A 20,206-nucleotide genomic window follows, 5' to 3' on the forward strand; every position below is an offset into this window, starting at 1 on the left:
CGTCTGATAGCCGCGAGGAAACGTCGTCGAGGCGTGGGATGAAGTTCTTCAGCGTCGAATTTTCTCTATGCCACCTGTGGACAGCGTATCGGCATAGCAGTGAAGACAGGTACGCTCGGGAACATGTCCGAGGTGGTGGCCGCCTACGCGCGGATCAGTGAGGACGTCCTGGAGCTTGAGAAGGGCGTCCAGAGCCAGCTCCGCCAGATCCACGCGAGGTGCGACGAGCGAGGCTGGGTGGTCGGGAAGGACTTCGAATTCACCGACAACGACATCAGCGCCCTGCATGGCGACTACCGGCCTGGCTACGACGCCCTGCTGAAAGCGGCGACGGAGCGCAAGTTCACCCGGATCGTCGTGTTCCAGATGAGCCGGCTGTGGCGGAACCGTGCCGAGCGGGCGGCGGCGATCGAGCTGCTCTCGAAGGCGCGCGTCTCCATCACCCTGGTCAACGGGGGAGACATCGACCTTCAGACCCCGTTCGGGCGCTCGATCGCTGCCCAGATGGGAGAGCCGGACACCCTTGAGTCGGAACTGAAGGCCGAGCGGGTCAGGGCGGCCGCGTACGACCGAGCGCAGGCGGGGATCGCCAACGGGCATGTTGCCTACGGGTGGCGTCGGGTCAGCGAGTACGGGAAGTACGGCAAGCGCGTCGGTTTCACCGACGTCATCGAGCCGGAGCAGGCGGCGATCGTGCAGGAGATCGTGAGCCGAATTCTTGCCAGGGAGTCGTTGAACAAGATCGTCGCAGACTTGAATGAGCGGGGTATCGCACCACCACGACAGGCGCTGAACGGCGAGCCGGGTGACGGGAAGGGATGGCTGACTTCCAGCCTGCGCAAGATCGCCCTGCGGCCCGCGAACGCCGGTGTGAGGGTGCACCACGGCGGGCGTGAGGACGAGGTCCTGCTGCCCGCCTCGTGGGCCTCGATCATCGATCGTGATCGGCATGAGCAGGTGACCGCCTTGCTCACCGACCCCGCGCGAGTCACGACGAAGGGTGGTGCACGTGCTCACGCCATCACTTTCGCGTCGGACATTGCCCGGTGCGGCAAGTGCAAGGACAACCTTCGCGTGGTCAAACGTGCCGGCCACGACATGTACGTCTGCAACGGTCCGAGTGGGTGTACGGGACGTCGCAAGGAGTGGGTAGACGACCTGGTGGAGCGCGTCGTTGTCCGCCGGCTCAAGGAGCCGGACGCGCGGGAGTTGTTCCAGCGCGACGACTCCAACGCCAAGGACGCGCGCAAGGAGATCGCGAAGATCGAGAACAAGCTCTTGCTGCTCTCCGACGACTACGACGCTGACAAGATCACCCGCGCGCAGTTCCATCGATCCACGGCCCGGCACCGTGCGCGCCTGGCCGAGCTGGAGAAGGAAGCGGCGAAGGTCGTTGAGGGCCTGCCGGCCGACATGATCACGGAGCTCATCGGGCCGCACACGCTGGACAAGTGGCGTGCGCTCAGTCCGTCGCAACGCCGTGCGCTGCTCGCCGGCATGGGCTTCGATCTTGAGCTCGTCCACGGCATGCGAGGTGGCCCGGGCTTCAAACCGGAGTCGGTGAAGATCAGATTCATCAGGGATGACGTATAACGGATCGTGAGCGGTTGAGGACGGAGTGCTTACAGGCCAAGAGAAGTACGCCCCGGTGGGAGTGTCGTCCTTGGTCTGGTGCGCCACAGTGGACTAACGTGGTCACATGTTGTCCAGGGGGGACAGCGAAAACGCGTTCGCTGCTGACCGACCACCATCGCCGCCGCGCCCAGCGAGGGCCGGCGAGTACTCTGCGGGCGAGATCCGCGCGGCCGTGCGGATGCTTGGTGCGTGGAAGAGCGCCAACCCGGAGCAAGACGATCCCGGACCGGAGGACGGCTGGGTTCGTGGCTACATACCGGGCTTCCAAGCGTTTGTGACCCGCGACGACGACGCACGGGACAAGCTCACTGCCCGTCACCGCAAGCGTCTCGCATTGCTCGACCGTGCCGAGTTCCTGCCGTACACGGCACACGAGGAACTGGTAGCGCTGGCGCTTTCGAAGCCGGAGAAGCTCCTGACGGCGACGGTCAAGAACCTGCGCTATCTGTGCGGCGTCTCGCCGTACGAGAAGCACTACGCCCAGGCGATAGCGGAGCTGTCCGTGATGCTGCGGCTGCTCAAGGTCCTGGCCCTGCTGGCCGCGACGACCGGTCGCTCGTTCCCGAGCCTGCTCAAAATGACCTTCCTGTTGGCGCTGGCGGCGCAGCCGCAAGCTCGTGTGCCGGCTCGGTCTGACCGCGACGAGCCACCGCCACGAGTGCAACGACCACCCGGTCAACTCGTCTTGTCCGGGCCACGCGTCGCCCGTGCGCCGGGCGCCGCACGTCCCTCACTGTCCACAACGGTGAGGGCTGCGGCGGGCTGCGTGTGCCCAGGGGGAGCGCAGTAGTAGCAACGTCCGCCGCGGCCATCCTGTTCAGGAAGGCCACATCGTGGCAGACAAGACAGCAAGGCCATGCCTGCTTTCAGTGAAGGAAACTGCGGAGTCTCTGCGGGTGTCCGAGGCCACCGTGCGTCGGGCCATCCGAGCCGGCAAGCTGCCGTGCGTCCGCATTGGACGGCTCGTGCGAGTGTCAGTTGTCGACCTCGCGGCGTTCGCTGCGACCCGCTTCACCAAGGGGGCGCACGATGGCCGGTAAGCGATCGCGCGGCAAGCCGGGAACGCGGTGCCAGACGACCTCCAGGGTGAGCGGGCCGCAGCCTGCTCTCTCCGGCATCGACGAGTACGTCGAACAGATCGTTCGCAGTGCGCCGCGGTTCACCGCGCGTCAGCGTGCTGCGATCGCATCGATTCTCCTCGGCGACGAGCCGCCGTACCGAGGTCATGGACGAGCGTCCGGCGGGACGAAGGGGGACACGACGTGACCGCGAACCTCAACAACGAGGATGACCCACCATCGGAACATCGCGGTCGCCGCGCCAGGGTGACCTGGGCATCGGGGATCGTGCCGGAGCCGGTGAAGTGGCTGTGGGCTCCAGATGACCAAGGCCGAATCCCGGTGGGATCGCTGTGCACTCCGGCCGGCCGACAAGGGACCGGCAAGTCCTCCTTCGGCCTGTGGATGTGCGCTGAGCTGTCGAAGGGAACCCTGCCTGGTTGCTACAAAGGCATGCCCCGCAACGTGCTGTACGTCGCGGTGGAGGACTCCTGGACACACACCCTCGTGCCGCGGCTCATCGCGGCGGAGGCTGACCTCAACCGGGTCGGTCGGTTCGACGTCGTGGTCGACGCCGACATAGAGACCACCCTCTCGCTTCCGGTGGACAACCGTTTGCTGGAGGAAGTGATCGTGGAGAACGATGTCTCGCTGGTCGTGATCGATCCGCTGCTGTCGACCATTGGCGCGGGCATCGACACCCATCGAGAAAGGGAGGTGCGGTCCGCGCTTGATCCGCTGGCGCGGATCGCGGACCGCACGGGCGCCGTCGTGCTCGGTGTTGCCCACTTCAACAAGGGGAGTTCAGGGGATGCCGCTTCGCTGATCACAGGATCGGGCGCGTTCAAGAACGTGCCGAGGTCGGTGTTCGCCTTCGCCCGTGACGATGCCGCCCCTCAAGGCGGCCGGGTCATGACCCAGGTGAAGAACAGCCTGGGACAGGAAGGTCTGCCGTCGTTGGCGTACGTAATCGAGGAGGCCAAGGTTCCGACGGCCCATGGGATCGCGCATACGGGCAAGTTCAGGTTCACCGGCAAGTCCGAGCGCTCGGTCGAGGACATCCTGCAAGAGACCCGCGTCGGCGACCTGGAGACGCGTAGCGAACGGACCGAGGCTGAGCAATGGCTGCTGGACTATCTGGACGACAACGAGGCCAAGGCCGCTGACGTTCTGAAGGACGCGAAGGCGGACGGGATCGCGGAGTCGACGCTCAAGCGTGCGCGGTTCCGGCTGGGCGTGCGCTCTGTTCGGGTGGGGTTCGGGAAGGGAACGGTGTGGTCGCTGGACCCACTCAAACCACAATCAGCTCATCCAGATCAGCCCTCTGACGGGTGACCTGAATGAGCTGAACGGTGACTTGGGCTCCTCGTCGGAGGACGGCGAGGAGCCCACGCAGCCGCTGCTGGCAGGACGGCCTCCGCAGACGCCCCTCAGCGGAGCAAGGTAGAAAGAAAGCAGCCCTTTTCCTTGCTGCCCAACGGATCGTGGCACCATGATCTTGCCGCCGCGCTGGCCCACCCGGGCGGCATCGATCCGACGCCGCCGGCGTCGACGACGCAGGGGGTGGGTGTGGCGCGCAAGACGAGCAGGGCCGGGTACCGGGAGCACTCGATCTACAAGAGGTTGCTGTCCAAGACCGCGCGATTCAACGTCGTCGAACTGGAAGCTGTCGCCATTGCCGCTGCCAGTGACTGCAAGACGATTGGCGCCTGGATCGCGCAGGCGGCCGTGGACGCGGCACAGCGCCGAATCAATGCACCACGAGTAGAGGCCGGCGAGCTCGGCCGGGCGCTCCAGCAGTTGCGCGCTGAACTCGCGGAGGACCGCCGCGTCAGCAAGCTCCACGGCAACAACCTGAACCAGATCGCGCACCGAGCCAACATCGACGGTGAGGTGGTCGACGACCTTGGCGCGGTGCTCGAACGCATAGAGCGAGTGATCTCCAGCCAGGAGAGCCGGCTCAGGAAAGTCGACCAGCTGCTGGCCGCCATCATCGCTCGCGTCGAGCGCACGCGATGATCGGCAAGGTCACCCGCGGCTGGAACGTCTACGGCCTCATCTACTACCTGATGGGCAAGGGGAACGAGCAGTCTCCGCACACCGACCAGCATGTGATCGCCAGCTGGGACGGTTGCCCGGACTTACACCAGCCAGCTCAACTCGGGCCAGACCAGTTCGACATCGGCGACATGGTCCGCGACCTCCGAGCGCCGGCACAGCTGGCCGGCCTGCCGAACAACCGGCCGAAGGAGTTCCCCGAGGTCGGCTGTACCCGCATTCCGAAGGGACCGGTGTGGCAGTGCTCGCTGCGCAACCACCCCGGCGACCCGATCCTCAGCGACGAGCAATGGACCGAGGTCGTGCTCGACGTCCTCGACCGCACGGGCATCGCCCCGGCTGGCGATCTCGGTGCCTGCAGATGGGTCGCGATTCGCCACGCCGAGGATCACGTCCACATCGCGGCCGTCCTGGTCCGGCAGGACACCGGCGAGCTGGTGCACCCGCATCGCAATTTCGACTTCCGGCGCGTGAAGGAGGCGTGCACTGCCGCTGAGCAGCGTCTCGGCCTGAAGTCCACTGGCGGAGCTGACCGCACCGCGACCCCGCGGCCGACCCGTGCCGAGAGCGAGAAAGCCGCAAGGCTGGAGACACTGCCGGCCCGAGATCGGTTGCGCGAGAAGGTCCAGGTCGCAGCCTTCGTCGCAACGGGCTGGGACACCTTCCGGGCGTCCCTGGCTGGACGGAGTCTTGCCGTTCGAGTGCATCGTGGTCGGGATGGCCGGATCGACGGCTACGCGGTCACCGATCCGAGGGACCCGGCCTGCATGACCGCCGGCGGCGACCCGATCTACTTCGGCGGCTCGAAACTGGCGCCGGACCTGTCCCTGCCGAGTTTGTGCACGAGGTGGGCAGCCGGCGGCGGTATCGTCACTGCGTCGGATCCGACCAGGGCTCTCGCATCTGCGGCTGACGTACTCCGCCGGTCGACTGCGAATCCGGAGTCGGTCTTCTTCCGCGAGGCCGCCGAAGGCGTCGCCTACATGGCGAGTGACGCGCTGTTCGCCGTTTACTGGGCGACGGGCGGACCTGACCGGCAACCAGCTCGTGAGGCCTGGCAGGCCTACGGCCGAGCTGCCCGGGTGCCGTACCAGGTCATGCCGAGCAGGTGGGGACCACACGCGCTGCGGCTGCGTGGGCTGTCTCGCCAGCTCGTCATCGCTGCTTCGAAGGCTCCCGACTCCCGAGTGAACGCCGTAGCGGTTGTCGCGCTGGTGACTGTCGTGATCAGCTTGCTCGTGGAAGTCGCTGCTTGGCACGAGACGCAGAACAACTTGGCCGCAGCCAGTCACGCCCGCACTGCCGGGGTTGCGCTCGCCAAGATTGCTGAGGTGCAGTCTTCGGCTGGCGGACCGCGTCGGCCTCTGATCGCCGAGCGCCAGGCGTTTCGCGCAACAACGCAGCAACCGCCCAGGCGTGAGCGCCAGCGTTAGACGACCATCCGACGAGCGAGCGTCGGGAGAATCGATAGAACGAGCGAACCACGCGCATCGAGACCACGCCGGTGTGGCCCACCTAGTCCTCGTGGTGAACGAGTGAACGCGAGCGAGGGGTTCACGCCAACGACGGCTACACAACGTGCGACTGATGGACGAACATGGCGATCATGGTTGATGGCGCGAGCCGCCCGTGGAACGACGTGGCGACCTTAGACCCGAACCGCGCAAAGTCACGGTTCGGTGTCGCCTACGTTCGCGCGGTATGCAGCCAAGCTGGGGTGGGATTTCAGGAGACCAGCGCTGACGAGGACGTTCTTGCCGTGGACGGCAGCGTCGAATTTGAGATCGCGCCCGTTCGGGTGCAGGTCAAATGCACTGGGCAGTTTCGGCTCAAGGGCGGCTCGACGGCGACGTGGCCGATCGATGAGTCCTGGCGTCAGCACTGGAAACGGTCAGGGATTCCCGTCTACTTCGTCCTGGTGATCGTCGACCCGGACGACCAGGTTTCGTGGCTGCATCACCAGGATGAGGCGACGCTGCATCGCGCCGCTGCCTTCTGGGTTCGTGTCGATACGCTCCCGCATGGGCAGAACATCGTGGTACCCAAGGCGCAACGGTTGACCGCCGACACACTCCGGTTGTGGGGCGAGGACGTGGAGGCTAGCTTCGACCCGTCGAGAGGGGGCGGTGTGGTTGCCTGACGCCGTCGTCCTACCGGCGCTAGCCGATCTTGTGAGCTACCTGAGATCCCGCGGGTGGTCGGCCAGTCCACCTGGCCCCGGTGGGACGCTATGGACGAAAGGCGACACCCGTATCGGTGTGCCTCTCGATCCGGACGACGTGTTGATCGGTTCGGTGCTGGGCAGGCTTGCTCGGGTCGAGCAGCGCGATCTCAAGGCGGTAGCCGACGCCGTAAGGCACGTGCGGTTCGACGTGACGTACCTGAGGGCGGTGAACGACTACCGCATAGTCGACAAGATTCCCCTCGAAACGGCGACGAAGCTGATCAGTGCCGCTCGGACTATGTTGCGCGCGACCGCGACGACGGCGCGATTGGAGCGTGCTCAGATCGCTGGCAGCTACTCCCGCATCGGCGACGGGGTAGTTCGCGAGGCGTTCATGGGCCACACCGAGCGTGGCTCTTTTATTATCCCGGTGCTGGTGCCGATTCCGGAACCTGAGCAACCGGACCCAGAACAGCCGACGCTGTACGACGAATTGGAAGAGCCTGTTCGGTACGTCACCGCGGCCGAGCCATTCGAGCGTCGTGTCGTGCGAACGTTCGCTCAATCGATGCAGGCCGTACGTGACCTTGTGGTTGAGCCTGGCCGAGTGCCGAATGCCGATAGCCTCCACGAGCTTGTGTATCGAGGGGTGAGCCGAGAGTTCTGCGCAGCACTGGTGAATGTCCTTGACGAGAGCGCCGTCGGAGAATTTGAGACCATCGTCGACTGGGCGCCGGTTGTGCCCGCGCCGGACACCATGCCGCGTCAGGTGTCGATCAACGCAGAAGCCGTCGATCTCGTACGGGTGGTCGCCGATCGGCTGCGGCAGCAGAGAGCGCCGTCCAGTCAGATGTTCTCGGGAACCATCGTCCAGTTCCGGCATGAGGAGCCTGACGATCCCTTCGGTGAGATCGCTGTGTCGACGATGCGACGTGGCCGGCCGTCGGAAGTCAGGGTTCGACTCCCGATCGACACCTACCGCGAAGCCTGGGAGTGGCACAACTCGGGCCGGGCTGTTCTTGTCGAAGGACTTATCCGCAAATCCCAAGGCAGGGCGGGGATCGTGGACAACCCGGCCCGGTTTCAGCCGCTCGACGAACTGATGCTACCGGGCTCGGGCTGATCGAGATTCGGACTGACGCTGAGGTCGGAACGTAGACCAGGTCCAAGGGCGCCGCACGTCGTCCGCTAGGCAGGACAGATGGTGTTATTCCTCGGCTTTAGCCGTGCGATCCGATCTCGCCTAGGCCAGTGCCAAGGCGGCCGGGAGTTCCTGGGTATCGAGTTCAGGGGGCTGTCAGCTCGTGCAGCCGCCGCAGGATAGTGCCGAGTTCAGCCAGCGACCCGTCCAGCTGCAGCGTCGATGGGTTGACGAACTGTTAGGCGGCTGGCGCGAGGAGTCCACGAAGTCGCCGGAGGGCCGCTTTGCCGGCGTCGATGGCTGTGGCCAAACCGCCGCGTTCCGCCGCTCGGATCGCCCGTTGAAGCTGGTGCGGCAGCCGCCGGTACTCGGCCGTGGCGACCGCGTTCAGCAGTGCCTCGTTGGCACCGTCGCGGTCGCCGCTGGCGGCCAGCACCTCGCCCGCCGTCACCCGCTCGATCACCTGCCACTGCGGCGCAGCCGGCTCACCAACACGATCCCCGTCGAGCACACGCAGCGCCTCACGCTGCCGACCAAGCGCAAGCAGTCCACGGGCGTGCACCTCGCGCACGGTGAACGGGTTCAACAGGATGCCGTGCTCGGTGCCGGCGTCCAGCAGCCTCCGACACCCGTCGATGGCGGCAGCGAACTCGTCACCGCGGCCAGCTTCTCCAGCGGCGCGGGCCAGCAACGTCAACGCCGAGCCGCGCCCGGTCGGGTCGGCCGACACGGCAACAGCCTGTTCAAGCCGAGCAACCGCCGCCCGCGACCGGTTCGCCTTACGCAGCTCGTTGCCGTGCATCCGCAACGTGTGCGCCAGGAAGCCGGCGTCCTCGACATGCTGGGCGACCATCAGCGCCTTCCCGGTCCACACGGCCGCACCGTTGAGCCGTTCCTCCGGCAGCACGGTTCCAAGTGAGACTCCGAGCGCGAGCCGGGCCGAAGCCAGCAACAGCACCGTGTCCGGCTCCAACCGCCCCTCGGCGGCGCGAGCCTCCAGGCGGGCGGCGAGCGGCCACAGCTCGTTGACTGCCTCCACGGCGCGGCCGGACTGGCGGGCGATCTCGGCGAGGCGAATGACGCTGTCGCCGAACTGCACCATCGCTGCGAAGTCCCCGTCGTCCGGGTCGGTGACTCCGAGCAGGTGGTACGGCAGGCCGAGCCGCCGGGCGATGTGCCGACGGCCAGCAAGGTCACCGGGCTCGCGTTTCCGCTTCTCGATCATCGCGATGTACGACGGGTCGTACCCGAGGATCTGAGCGACGGCCGCCTGTGACAGGTGGTTCGACTGCCGATATGCCCGCAGGATCAACGCCAGGTCCCGGGTGGACAGCGCGGCGGCAGCGTGCGGGTCGGACCACATCCACACGGCCGGCGCCAGACGTGGCGGTGGAGCTGGCAGCGCGGCGGTGGTAGCGCGGCATGTCGGGCACGCCGTGGTCGAGGCGTAACGGCTCAGGGCCGTCCCGCAACGTTCGCACCTGGCCGCCATAGCCCGGCGCTACCTTGCCGCCTGAAGGACGCGGAGCCGGTCGAACCATGCGGCGATGGACCGCTTGTAGCCGTCCGGCATCGTCAGGCCGGGCACCTCGTGCTCGGTGAACTCGCCGATCCGGTTGTGCTCGTGGCTGACCACCGGGTCCGCGTCCGAGTCGGAGCGGCAGCCGTAGGTCACGATGAACACGTCCTTGGCGGCGACAGTGATGTGGTACATCCAGGCGTCCAGGATCTCCACCACCTGCACCGGCAGCCCGGACTCCTCGGCGATCTCGCGGGCCACGCACTGCTCCGGCGTCTCGCCCGCCTCGATGCGGCCGCCAGGCAGCTCCCACTCCTGGCGCTCGTTGCGGACGAGTAGGACTCGGCCGCCCCGGACGAGGACGCCCTTCACCGACACCGGGTAGGCGGGCTTGGTCATGGACAGACCTTTCCACGAGGACCAGTGACCGCACCGTAGCAGCGGGCGCGGCACCCGCCTCGGCCAACGACGTTGACAATCTGTCAGTGGACGGCCGCTGACCTGGTGCGATCTCCTGATCACAGCGACCCGTACCGACGAGAGGGGTTCCCATGCTCGCGGCCGCTCCGCTCTCCGACCGCCACGTAGAACTCCGCGCCGCTGGCGGTGTCGGTGAGCTGGCCGCAGTGCTGGCCTTGCACGGCTTCGCCACCTTCGACGGCGTGCCTGGTGAGGATGCGTTGGTCCAGATCGCCGGACGGCTGGGCCAGATCGTGCGGCACCGAGACAGCGGTTCCTCGGGTATCACAGTGGTCGCCGACCGCGGCCAACCCGCTGCGCGACCGGGGCAAGCCGGCTTCACAGCCCATGCGCTCGCTCCCCACACGGACTGCTCCGACCAGCAGTACCCCGCCGAGCTGGTCCTCATGACCTGCGTCCGCTCCAGCCAGCGGGGCGGCGAGTGCGTGATTGCTGATGGGCAGGCGGTGTACTCGGAACTCGCCGCCGTCGCTCCTGACGCATTGGTGGACTTGTCGGCACCGAGAAGCGCGCTGTTCGGCGGTTCGGCCGGGCTGTTGGGTGCGGTGTTCGAACCGTGCGGCGATGGCCTGGTCGGTGTGCGTTTGCGCCTTGACGAGCTTGCGCGGTTCGCACCGCAGGCGCAGCGATGGATTCCGTTGCTGCGGCGCACGATCGACCGCTGCGCGTTCAGCCTCCCGTTGCCTGCGGGTGCCGGCTACATCGTGAACAACAGGCGTTTCCTGCACGGCCGGCGTGCCTTCAGCGGACACCGCACGATGTGCCGAGCCCTGGTGCGGCCCCGGCCGGCGTGGCGCATTCCGGCAGGTTTCGCCCCGCTAGGTGAGGCCGCTCGGTGAACCAGCACTCCAGCAGCGCCACGGCCGACCACACCGATATTGCTGGCACGGTTGTCCGGCCACGGATCTTCACCACGTGGTTGACCAGCACTAACAGAGTTGACCACGCGGTCACCGACGAGGAGTTCCACGACAACCGGCCTGAGCCAGAGGCCGTGTGCGGCGCGGTGATAACGCTTGCGTCGATGGAGACTCCGCCCGGTCCGCGCTGCACCCGGTGCACTGCGTTCCTGACGGCGAGGGAGTCGCTTCGGGACCTTTCTCAGCGGCTTGACTCGCACCGGCACCGCCGGCGGTCGTGGCTGGGCCGGCTTCTGCACCCAAACATCTCGACTCCGGTCGTCCCGAGCCCGCGCGCACTCGTTCGGGACGGCCGGCACCAGTCTCCGGTGGACGCGGTGGGCTCCCCGGACGCCGCGGCCACCGGGCACCAGGCAGTCGACGGGGGCCGAGCGTGACGGCCGCCGATCAGACCGCGCAGCAGCAGCGCGCGAATCGGGCGTTGGTGCACTTTCACTTCGCCATGGCGTTCCTGTCTGTCGGCGACGTGCCCAGCGCGGACGACTACCTGAAGGACGTCCAGTCGCGGGACGGGGACGAGATATACCAGTCGGTGATGGACATGATCTCCTTGCACACGCACACCCCGATGGAGCCGTGACCGGCGCCTTTGCGCGGTTGCCGGGTCAGTGGTGCCAGTAGCGGCACGTGCCCGTGGACACACCGGCCGGTAGTGCTCTCGGGTCGGTGTGATCGGGCTGTGCGGGTTGGCGGCTGTGCCGCGTCCGTCGTGCTGGCCTCGGTGCCCGGTATGTGCGGCACGGGCCTCGGTGCGTCCGGCAGGGGATGCAGGTAACGGTTGATCGACTTGGACTGGACGTGAACTGGGACGAGCCCGATCAGGAGCCGGCTGCCCACCGGGGTGCCGGCAATTCGCGGGATCGTCTGCCCGCCACGTCCGCCGCGTCGGCCGATGGCGAGGTGGAAGAAGGTCACGATCGTCGCCGTGGGCGTGCCGGTCCTCAGCCTGTCGGTGATGTTCTGGGTGGCGTTGGCCGAGGTCATGTTGAACCCGGTGGAGTTCAGCACCCACGCGGCCGCTCCGACGATCACGACGGCGGCACCGACGGCCACGTCCGCACCGCCGGCAACGACGCGGCATCGTCGGGTGCCACGGCGACCACGCGCACGACGACGTCGGCCAGCCACCCGAGTGACGGCCACGCTCCTGCCAACCGCATCGTGTGCCGGATGCGTGATTGGCAGACCAGCGGATTACGCTTTGAGGATGAGCAACGGAGCGTGGCGGAACCTGGTCGCTTCCTGCACGGCCCTTGTGGCGGCGATGACCTTTGTGGGTGAGCACGGCGACGGATCGCCGCACGTTCACTCGGCCGAGACGGACGCGTCGTTCACGTTCATGTCGGCCGTGAACTGGTCCCCCTCGGTGACCGCGGCTGGCAGCACTAGCCCGGATTCGGCGCTCAGCGGCCAGGACCGTGACCGTGATGGTCTGATTGATCATTGGCTACGCCCTGCTGGTGGCTTGTTGATCAGCCGCGTCGGCTACCTCGCCTTGTTCGTCGCCGACGAGAAGCGGCGGGAGATGGCGTTCTGCGTGCTGAAACTGGTGTGGGTCACCGCGACTCGGCACCAGCGGCGTGTTTGCCGTCGCGCTGAAGTTGCATGACGCCGGGCTGATCGCCTGGATTCCAAGGGAGGCCCCGGGAGCCGCCGTCACGATGACGGTGAACTCGGGGCCTCCCTTGGACAATCTCGATTGCCGGCATCCGCCAATCAGCGTGTACAGGTGAGCGGGGCCCGGTGCAGGCGTGTGCGGCCAGGGGGTTGCCCGCCTGGCGACGGGGCCGCGCCGGTCGCACTGACCCTCGGTATGCATGGGATCGGTTGGGCGAACTGGTCGGTGCGGACGCTACGCCTGAGCTGGCTCGGAGCTGCATGGTGAGGCGTGCGGAAGTGGCCGCAGGCTTCATCAACAAGGCCGGGTTCTTGTCAAGCGCCGATGTCATGGTCATCGGTATCGCGCTGATGTGAGTTTCTGTGCATCGTGGTGGCGGGCCTGCTCAACTTCTTCGCCCATCATCCGCTTCACTCAGAACCGCGCCGTGACCTGCCCAGATACGGCTCTGCGCGGCGCCTGGCGTGCGTCGACTTCTACCAGGACATGTAGGTCAAGGGCGTCGGCCTCGACGACGCTGAGTCAGATATCTGCGCTGTTCAGAGACCAATCGGGGTGCGCCACCTTCACTATGTCGTATCTCCTCGGCGTGTCGACGCATGACCTCCGACAGCACTGTCAGGGCCGCCGTCTACCGTCATCTCAGGACACCGGAACTCCCCGACGGCTAGGCACGGAAGTCGGGAGTCCAGAACATGATCCGTTGTTGATCAGAAGGCAGGAGGTTCGCCCGTTGACTTCACCCTGCGTTGCTCGACGCCGGTGCACGCGCCTCGGGATCTTGTTACGCAAGTGACGGAAGTGAAAGGGCTACCCTCATCGCAACGGACATGGAAAGACCCCCTGCGCCAACAGGGGGCCGGTGTCCAAAACCCTTCCACGCTGGCTAGTGCAGAACGGAGCTCCGAACGTTGAACACCCTACGGCGCTTACGCGCGCCCGAACACACCCCTTGGTTAAAGATCACACCACAGAGTGTGGCTCGAACCGCCAGCTCAGGCCGGTGGTGCGCGTGACCGTGGTGACCTGGCTGATCGTCGGCTTCATCGGCGTCATCAGCATCTTGCTGCTCGGCTCCGCCTTCGTTGCTCTGTTCACCCGTGACGAGAAGCGCCGCACGCACGCGGTGAAGATCTTCAACGGCGTCCTCAAGCTCGCCTCGACGGTGGTCGGCGGTCTGGTCGTCGTCGCGGCGAAGATCCATGGCGCGTTGCTCGTATCCAACAAGGACGTCGCGCCAGCCAAGCGGCGGAGCCGATCCCGCACCTCACGCTCCGGTCAGCGCTCGTCCAGCGCGCAGCGTCGACCGTCGGCAACCCGACGAAAGGCGGCCTAGCCGACAGCCAGAGGCCGCCGGCACCCAGAGCCAGTGCCGTGCCTCGATGGTCAGCAGGAAGACCCCGGTTCTCGTGGCGGTGGCGGTGAACTCGGGGTCTCTCCTGCGGAACCTGGTGAGGTTCCTGAGTGACCGGCGAACTGCTCCGCCGCCTGGTCGCGTTCTACTTGTGCATTGGACGTCGAGGCTCCGCTCGCCATATCGCGTGGTCCAACTCCCACGGCGTGCAGCCCAACCGGCCGGCGGTGGCAACCAGCAGTTCGCGCCCTTCATCCACGCTCACCGGGCGCAGGTGCCGGGCGATCCAACGCAGCACCATCCGGTCCGGTTTCACGTGCTGGTCGTCGCCGGCCAGCATCCACAAGTAGGCCCGTCGGGCTCCGCTGCCATGGCCCCGGACGGCCGCCAAGTCCGCCTCGACGCGGCCAAGCCGCTCGTGCTCACCAAGCAGTTCGGCGACGTCGCCGATCGTCTGCACGCCGTGTTTGACCAAGAACATCGCGTACGCCAACGCCGCCTCGGCCTTGAGGATGCCGCCCCACGTGCTCGTCCGTTGTCGATTGTTGATGATGTTGGCGGCGAAGCGCTCGACGCCTACCATCTGGACGTCCTGAACAAAGGCTTCGAGGCACTGTTCCTTTATCGTGCCGATGACGGCGTCCGCCTCCGACATCGGCAGCAGCGGGCCGGGCAGGCTGGCGTGCAGGGCGTACCGGTAGCACACCTGTACGACGCCGCCGTACTTCGCGTTGATCGAGAACACGGCGTCCAGCACGCACAAGCTCGGATGCGTCCACCGCTTCTCGCGCGGCGTGATGGTCAACCCGGCGCGGGCGGCGCGCTCCAGTACCTCGATGTCCCCGCTGCTGACCATCGGTGCCTTTCGTCGTCGCCACGCGGATCGTCGGCCCGGCGCTCATGGTCGTTACCTCGTCCGCGCGGGAGTGGATGCGCACGGCGGCAACTTGTGCGTGTTGTGCTGCTCCGTGCCCATCCCCAGCACGAACGAGACGAGGCACGCCAGCAACGCGTAGCCAATCCACCGGAACGGTCGGAACTCGCGCGAATTGGTCACCTGGGACGGCATCAGGGTTCTCCTTGGTGTTCGCGATGACCCTCCGGACGCATGCCGGAGGGGAAGTTCGAGCCGGAGCAGGCCGCGGAGCATCACCGGCTCCGCGGCGCACATGCTCCGGGCGGTGCTCCACCAGGTGCACCGGGTGTGATCTGGGACGGAGCAGACGGAGCACCGGGAGCAGAGCCGGCGAGAACCCCGCTCCCGGTGCCGTTTTCAGCTGGTCCTGTCCGTGATGGCCGGGTGCTCCAGCGCATGCCGGACGTCGTCGCCGGCTACGTACCGCTGGCCGCCTTCCCCGCCGACACGGCCCTGACGGATGACGACGTCGATCGATTTCAAGGTGTCCGCGAAGTCCTGTGACGACCACCCGTCGTAGGCGGCCGGCCAGTTCTCCTTGAGCCGCTGAAGGATGTCGACCGTCTTTACCCGGTCCGCGCCGGCCATCACTGCCAGCACGTCACCCAGGAAATCCCGAGCCTCTGTGTCGGTGCCGTAGGCGGTGTCTCGCCAGCCCCGGATCGCCTTCGCCCGGTCCGCGAGGTCCGTGGCGTCCTTACCGGACACGAAGTGCGTCCGGACCGTGATCGAGGACTGCCCCGGCGGCAGCGGTACCCCGTCACCGGCCACGACGAGGGTGCCCTTGTCGAGGCCCTGACGGAGCTTGTGCGGCGCGGCCCCGCCGTTGATGGCCTTGTCGCCCAACGCCATCCTCGCTTGCTGCTCCGTGCCGACCACCAGGGACGCCCGGATGTGGGCGCCTTCGCGGACCATCTTCGGGAGGTTCTGGTCGGTCGGGTCTTGGGTGCCCTGCCACAGCACCACGTTCACCGCCCGCCCCTGGTTGTGGATCTTCCGGGCGGCCATGAAGTACCGGCTGGTGGCCTTCGTCCCGCCATAGGGGCGCTTGTCCTCACCGACCGCCGGGCACATGAACGCCTGCTGCGCCTCATCAACCACCACGAAGATGGGGTGGAACCCCTTACCAGCACGGGAAAGAGCTCGGGTCACGCCGTCCGGGTACTTGTCCGGGTCGACCGCCGCCAAGCGACGTTCCATCTCCTCCACGGCCGCTTCCAGCATCTCCGTCGCGGCGATCACGTGCTCATCGGCCGGCCCCTGGATCAGCACCGACGCCAAACCCCTGAACATGTTCCAGTCACCGACGCCCTTCAGGTCAGCGATCCGGAACTCCGTGCTCGTGTCCAACGCCAGCCACAGCACCAACGCCCGCAAGCTGGCGGTCTTGCCCTGATTGGACAAGCCGGTGATCAACAGGTGCCGCTGCCACAGCGAGATCGCGGCGGCGTCACCGCGAAGGTCCTGGCCCCACGGGGCACGGCCGGAGTGCACGTCGGCCGCCAGGGTCGGGTCGATCACCAGCGGCGACGGGCCGATCGGCTCATCCAGGGCACCGGAGTCCGCGATCCACAGGCGGACGGTGCGCGCGGCCTCGGGGATCGTGATGAACAGCTCGTGCTCGTGCCGATCCAGGTTCTCCGCGAGCTTCCGGCGGCGTTTCTGGATCTCGTCGGTCGACACCCCGGACGGCAGGGTGACGTCGACTTCGACACCGCACCCGGCGATCCTGACCGGACCGAGCATCCCGGCCGCGCCGTCGTCCATGGCCTTGATCGAGGTGCGAAGCGTGGCGTACCCCAAGTCCCGCAACGCAATCACCACACGGGCCGGCGTGATCGGAACACCCGCCGTGTCCACCCGCTCGTTGAGGGGCAACATCCACGCCGGCACCGACGCGGCACGCCGGCCTTCCGTCCACGCCGCGTACAGCCACGCCAGCGGCCCCGCGATCAGGGCGGCGTGGATGGCGAGGGTCAGCGAGGCCACCGCGTAGCCCCAGATGTCGGCCAGTAGCGCCCACCAGCTGTCCCAGTCCAAGCCGCCCGGGGTCAGCTCGAACCCGATGCCGGCGACGACCAGGATCCCGGCGAGCACGGTGACCACGACCAGCACCGCCAGCAGGGCGCGGGTGATGGTGGTCGGGAGGTTGCGGAGCCGGGTGTGCCGGGCGTCCTTCTCGGACCGCAACCGGTCCTGCCACAGCGCCAACGCCTCGACATCCCGCGCGACGTGCGCGTTGCGGATCTGCTGTCGGATCACGCCGTGCGTGGCGGCCGCGAACACGCGCCGCGCCCACGACACGTGACCATGAGCGGCCACGTAGCCGTGCCGCACAAGCGACCGCACCGCCAGCCCGGCGACCCGGGCGGTGGGGTGCTGGCGGACTCGCCTGGCGACCACCGTCACTAGGCGACGCGAACGATTCCGCCGGAACTCGTCCTCGTCGACGATCTCCCCGTCCAGGACAGGGCCGCTGGCGACCGGCGGGGGAGCTGGTGTCGCCAGCTCGCCAGCGTTCGCCCGGCCGCCGCCAGCCGGGGTGATCGGGAACGTCAGGACCCGCCCCACCTCGTCGTCACGAGCGGGTTCAGCTACGCCCGTCACCACCCTCGTCACCAGCGGTGGCGTCCTGGCGCACCAACGTTGCCAGGCCGGTCGCCAGGCCCACCACCAGCACCGGCACGCATGCCACCAGGGTGGTGACCCACCACGGCGCGGCAGTGACGCCGGCCGCGCCCATGACGTGGCTGGCGACCTGTGCGCCGCCACCGACCGCCAGGCTGGTGAAGAACGAGCGCTTGGCGAACACCCTGGTGCGCTCGGACATCCCGGCCGACGCCAAGAGCACATGCAGGGCGTAGGCGGCGTACGCCTCGACCGAGACCGGCAGCACGACGGCCGTGTCCAGGACGAAGCCGCCGCCGATGCCGGGCAGCACGTTGACCGGTCCGAAACCGGTCAGCTCGCCGAGCCGGACCCAGCCACCCCAGACCGCAACGGCGGCCGCCAGGCCGATGATCGCCAGCGGCCAGGGGCGAGGAAGCCGCCGGTCACGAGCTGGCTCGGCGGCCGGCTCGATGGCGGCCTCGATCGGCTCTGTTGAGGCGTCGGACGCCAGCGAATTACCAGCTTGGAAGGCTGGTGCTTCAGCGGCCGCCAGCTCCGCCAGCGCCTTACGCACCTGGTGATCGGTGGCACCAGTCAGCTTCGTCAACGTCGGGCGCCCAGGACGCGGCCGGCCAGCGTCGTCCGCCTCCGTCAGTGCGGTACGAACCTGCTCCAGAACCTGGTTCGTGCTCATCGCGCGCTCCTTTCGCGAAGGAGTGCGTCAACGCGCTCCGCGCTGGTGTCGTCGGAGATGCGGATCTGTCCGGTCAACTCGGTTCGCATCCGGTACAGCTCGCGGAGCAGGGCGTCGATCGAGTCCACGGCGACGCTTGCTGCCTGGCGCACACCGGGCTGTGGCTTGGTGTCGTCCCGGCTTTCCCAGAGGACCAAGGCGTCTTCGAGGCGATCCACATGGGACTGAAGCGCGTTGGTGCTCACTGGCCCACCTCCCGAGCGTGCGGGTGGCAGCGGGGGCACTTCACCGCGCGGCCGTGAGCGTCGGTGGTCTGGCGAAGCCCGATCGGGTCGCCGGGGCGTGCGTCGCATTGGCCGCAGACCGGCAGCCGGTCCGGTGAAGTCGGAACGACGGTGGCCGGCAGGTACTGCTCAGCGAACGCCCTGATCAAGTACTTCACGGTCTGGGCTTCCTGAGCCTTCTGGCGTGCGTACTCCGCCACGGTCGGAGCGGCGACACCGCGAGCCAACGCCTCGGCCACCGCGCCGGAGATCTGGGCGATCTGCTTGGGGGAGGGGCCGCACTGACGCAGATCCAGGCCGTCAACGATGCGCACGGCGAGGTTCTTGTGCTCCGCCGATGGCTCGATTCGTCCGTCCGTCTCCGGATTCTTTTCCGTATCGGAACAAGAGAACGGATCAAGGGGTCCATGATCGGGACGGTGGCCATCCAGGTTCTGGACTGTCAGGCCGTCCAATTCCTGGACGGGGGTCCGAGAGCCATCGTCCGGATTCTGGACGGCAGGGTGAGCTGCGGAAACGCCGAATGGGTTCGCAGGTTCGTCGGCGCTGTGTTCGTCGGCACCGTGCTGCATCGTGACCAGCAGCGGCAGGTTGATCCAGATCCGGGACGCCTTCCGGCTGCCGTTGGCGCGGGTCTGTTCCTCGCGCTGGATCAGGCGGTCCTGCTGCTCCAGATCGCGCAGGAGGCCGAACATGGTGGACCGCTTGATGCCGGTCTTCCGGCACAGCGTGGGGACGCCCAGCGACGAGCACTCACCCTGATCGCTGGCACGGTCCGCCAGCGCGAGCAGGGCGAACCGCTTGGAGGGACCCTCCAGCGTGGAACCCCAGACGAGGTTCATGACCTTGATGCTCACCGGCCACCGCCGGTCAAACGAGTGAAATCGAGGGGGATGCGCTCCGGCGCACTCCCCGGGTTGGCAAACTCCCGAGCCAAGGCGGATCTCCAGTCCGTCCAGGCCCCGTTTAGCTGCCCTACAGCGAAACGGGGCCGCCTGATGTCTCAGGCGGCCCCGTTCGGGAAGATCCTCAGCTCACCATCCGCGCTCGCGCCACTCGCCGAGCTTCGAACGCTCCGTGCCGAGGGTGGTGTCGTCCCCGTGACCGGGGTAGACCCACGTGTCGTCCGGCAGTTCGCCGAACACCCGCGACTCCAGGTCGTCCATCAGGCTGGTGAAGTCCTGGGGGTTTGTTGTCCGTCCAGGACCGCCGGGGAAGAGCGAGTCGCCGGTGAAGAGGTGGGGGTGGCCGGCGGGGTCGCGGTAGAGGATGGCGATGGAGCCGGGGGTGTGGCCGCGGAGGTGGATGACCTCGAGGGTGGAGTCGCCGACCTCGAGGGTGTCGCCGTGTTCGACGAGGAAGTCGGGGGGCACGGGGAGGGGCTCGGCGTCGAGGGGGTGGGCGGCGGTGTTGGAACCGTTGGCGCCGGCGACGGCCCCGAGGGCCTGCCAGTGGTCAGGGTGCTGGTGGGTGGTGACGACGGTCTTGAGCCGCGGCCGCTCGGGGTCGTGGCCGAGGAGGTCGGCCAGACGGGCGGGGTCGTTGGCGGCGTCGATCAGCAGGGCGTCGCCGGTCCGGCGGCACACCAGCAGATAGGCGTTGTTGTCCATGGGCCCGACCGACACCTTGGTGATGGTCAGGGCCTCCAGGGTGCGCCGCGCGGCCGGCCCGTTGGGCTCGACATGTCCCGTGTACTCCTCGAGAACGTCCACGGGACCGAACTTAGCCGATCCCTCGATGGCGGCCGAGGGTTCA

General features: G+C 67.4%; 23 protein-coding genes. 13 read left to right on the forward strand and 10 right to left on the reverse strand.

Features of this window, described 5'->3' with window-relative positions:
* The first annotated feature begins 123 nt into the window (after nucleotides 1-123).
* The 8 genes from JJ691_RS51650 (at nucleotide 124) to JJ691_RS51685 (ending at nucleotide 8,038) form a co-directional block, all read left to right on the forward strand.
* The gene (locus JJ691_RS51650) at nucleotides 124-1,593 is read left to right on the forward strand and encodes a recombinase family protein (protein WP_211766650.1); all 1,470 of its coding nucleotides are present in this window, start codon (nucleotides 124-126) and stop codon (nucleotides 1,591-1,593) included.
* 214 nt (nucleotides 1,594-1,807) lie between these two features.
* On the forward strand, nucleotides 1,808-2,425 hold the full coding sequence (locus JJ691_RS51655) for a hypothetical protein (RefSeq protein WP_211766651.1): 618 nt from the start codon (nucleotides 1,808-1,810) through the stop codon (nucleotides 2,423-2,425).
* A 79-nt stretch (nucleotides 2,426-2,504) separates the two neighbouring features.
* The gene (locus tag JJ691_RS53555; RefSeq protein WP_442912580.1) at nucleotides 2,505-2,675 is read left to right on the forward strand and encodes a helix-turn-helix domain-containing protein; all 171 of its coding nucleotides are present in this window, start codon (nucleotides 2,505-2,507) and stop codon (nucleotides 2,673-2,675) included.
* Between the two features lie 222 nt (nucleotides 2,676-2,897).
* Nucleotides 2,898-4,028, forward strand: coding sequence for an AAA family ATPase (locus JJ691_RS51665; protein ID WP_211766653.1), 1,131 nt, complete (start codon nucleotides 2,898-2,900; stop codon nucleotides 4,026-4,028).
* 132 nt (nucleotides 4,029-4,160) lie between these two features.
* Entirely contained in the window at nucleotides 4,161-4,712 is a 552-nt protein-coding gene (mobC, locus tag JJ691_RS51670) for a plasmid mobilization relaxosome protein MobC (protein ID WP_211766654.1), read from the forward strand.
* Nucleotides 4,709-6,184, forward strand: coding sequence for a relaxase/mobilization nuclease domain-containing protein (locus JJ691_RS51675; protein ID WP_211766655.1), 1,476 nt, complete (start codon nucleotides 4,709-4,711; stop codon nucleotides 6,182-6,184). Before mobC ends, JJ691_RS51675 begins: the two co-directional genes overlap by 4 nt.
* 164 nt (nucleotides 6,185-6,348) lie before the next feature.
* Entirely contained in the window at nucleotides 6,349-6,891 is a 543-nt protein-coding gene (locus JJ691_RS51680) for a DUF4365 domain-containing protein (protein WP_211766656.1), read from the forward strand.
* Nucleotides 6,892-7,009: 118 nt separating this feature from the next.
* A complete protein-coding gene (locus tag JJ691_RS51685; protein WP_211766657.1) occupies nucleotides 7,010-8,038 on the forward strand; it encodes a hypothetical protein in 1,029 nt (342 codons plus the stop codon).
* Between the two features lie 256 nt (nucleotides 8,039-8,294).
* On the opposite strand, the gene JJ691_RS51690 is transcribed toward JJ691_RS51685, so the two are convergent.
* Complete coding sequence (locus tag JJ691_RS51690) at nucleotides 8,295-9,419, reverse strand: helix-turn-helix domain-containing protein (RefSeq protein WP_249228374.1); 1,125 nt, start codon at nucleotides 9,417-9,419, stop codon at nucleotides 8,295-8,297.
* Nucleotides 9,420-9,557: 138 nt separating this feature from the next.
* Complete coding sequence (locus tag JJ691_RS51695) at nucleotides 9,558-9,974, reverse strand: NUDIX hydrolase (RefSeq protein ID WP_211766659.1); 417 nt, start codon at nucleotides 9,972-9,974, stop codon at nucleotides 9,558-9,560.
* 152 nt (nucleotides 9,975-10,126) lie between these two features.
* On the opposite strand from JJ691_RS51695, the gene JJ691_RS51700 reads away from it, so the two are divergent.
* Together JJ691_RS51700 and JJ691_RS51705 are read left to right on the forward strand one after the other, a co-directional pair.
* Nucleotides 10,127-10,894, forward strand: coding sequence for a TauD/TfdA family dioxygenase (locus JJ691_RS51700; protein ID WP_211766660.1), 768 nt, complete (start codon nucleotides 10,127-10,129; stop codon nucleotides 10,892-10,894).
* A 454-nt stretch (nucleotides 10,895-11,348) separates the two neighbouring features.
* Nucleotides 11,349-11,555 (forward strand): hypothetical protein, encoded by a 207-nt coding sequence (locus JJ691_RS51705; RefSeq protein ID WP_211766661.1) that lies wholly within the window; start codon nucleotides 11,349-11,351, stop codon nucleotides 11,553-11,555.
* 448 nt (nucleotides 11,556-12,003) lie between these two features.
* On the opposite strand, the gene JJ691_RS53025 is transcribed toward JJ691_RS51705, so the two are convergent.
* Nucleotides 12,004-12,135 (reverse strand): hypothetical protein, encoded by a 132-nt coding sequence (locus tag JJ691_RS53025; protein WP_256449345.1) that lies wholly within the window; start codon nucleotides 12,133-12,135, stop codon nucleotides 12,004-12,006.
* Between the two features lie 47 nt (nucleotides 12,136-12,182).
* Between JJ691_RS53025 and JJ691_RS51710 the strand changes: the two genes are divergently transcribed.
* From JJ691_RS51710 to JJ691_RS51720, 3 genes are all read left to right on the forward strand, one after another.
* Nucleotides 12,183-12,584, forward strand: coding sequence for a hypothetical protein (locus tag JJ691_RS51710; protein WP_211766662.1), 402 nt, complete (start codon nucleotides 12,183-12,185; stop codon nucleotides 12,582-12,584).
* A 218-nt stretch (nucleotides 12,585-12,802) separates the two neighbouring features.
* The gene (locus tag JJ691_RS51715; protein WP_211766663.1) at nucleotides 12,803-12,949 is read left to right on the forward strand and encodes a hypothetical protein; all 147 of its coding nucleotides are present in this window, start codon (nucleotides 12,803-12,805) and stop codon (nucleotides 12,947-12,949) included.
* A 656-nt stretch (nucleotides 12,950-13,605) separates the two neighbouring features.
* Nucleotides 13,606-13,929 (forward strand): hypothetical protein, encoded by a 324-nt coding sequence (locus tag JJ691_RS51720; protein ID WP_211766664.1) that lies wholly within the window; start codon nucleotides 13,606-13,608, stop codon nucleotides 13,927-13,929.
* 163 nt (nucleotides 13,930-14,092) lie between these two features.
* Here JJ691_RS51720 and JJ691_RS51725 read toward each other — a convergent pair whose 3' ends face one another.
* The 7 genes from JJ691_RS51725 to JJ691_RS51755 all read right to left on the reverse strand — a co-directional run bounded on the left by JJ691_RS51725 (nucleotide 14,093) and on the right by JJ691_RS51755 (nucleotide 20,163).
* Nucleotides 14,093-14,803, reverse strand: a complete 711-nt coding sequence (locus tag JJ691_RS51725) for a hypothetical protein (RefSeq protein WP_211766665.1) — start codon at nucleotides 14,801-14,803, stop codon at nucleotides 14,093-14,095.
* A 51-nt stretch (nucleotides 14,804-14,854) separates the two neighbouring features.
* Nucleotides 14,855-15,016, reverse strand: a complete 162-nt coding sequence (locus JJ691_RS51730; RefSeq protein WP_211766666.1) for a hypothetical protein — start codon at nucleotides 15,014-15,016, stop codon at nucleotides 14,855-14,857.
* 204 nt (nucleotides 15,017-15,220) lie between these two features.
* Nucleotides 15,221-17,470 (reverse strand): FtsK/SpoIIIE domain-containing protein, encoded by a 2,250-nt coding sequence (locus tag JJ691_RS51735; protein WP_249227586.1) that lies wholly within the window; start codon nucleotides 17,468-17,470, stop codon nucleotides 15,221-15,223.
* Nucleotides 17,454-18,167, reverse strand: a complete 714-nt coding sequence (locus JJ691_RS51740) for a hypothetical protein (protein WP_211766667.1) — start codon at nucleotides 18,165-18,167, stop codon at nucleotides 17,454-17,456. Before JJ691_RS51740 ends, JJ691_RS51735 begins: the two co-directional genes overlap by 17 nt.
* Entirely contained in the window at nucleotides 18,164-18,412 is a 249-nt protein-coding gene (locus tag JJ691_RS51745) for a hypothetical protein (RefSeq protein WP_211766668.1), read from the reverse strand. Before JJ691_RS51745 ends, JJ691_RS51740 begins: the two co-directional genes overlap by 4 nt.
* On the reverse strand, nucleotides 18,409-19,308 hold the full coding sequence (locus tag JJ691_RS51750; RefSeq protein ID WP_211766669.1) for a hypothetical protein: 900 nt from the start codon (nucleotides 19,306-19,308) through the stop codon (nucleotides 18,409-18,411). The genes JJ691_RS51745 and JJ691_RS51750 overlap by 4 nt, the downstream gene beginning before the upstream one ends.
* A 177-nt stretch (nucleotides 19,309-19,485) precedes the next feature.
* Complete coding sequence (locus JJ691_RS51755) at nucleotides 19,486-20,163, reverse strand: MBL fold metallo-hydrolase (protein ID WP_211766670.1); 678 nt, start codon at nucleotides 20,161-20,163, stop codon at nucleotides 19,486-19,488.
* Nucleotides 20,164-20,206: the final 43 nt, after the last annotated feature.

This window comes from Kutzneria sp. CA-103260, assembly GCF_018263855.1.
In the GTDB taxonomy this organism is placed as follows: Bacteria; Actinomycetota; Actinomycetes; order Mycobacteriales; family Pseudonocardiaceae; genus Kutzneria.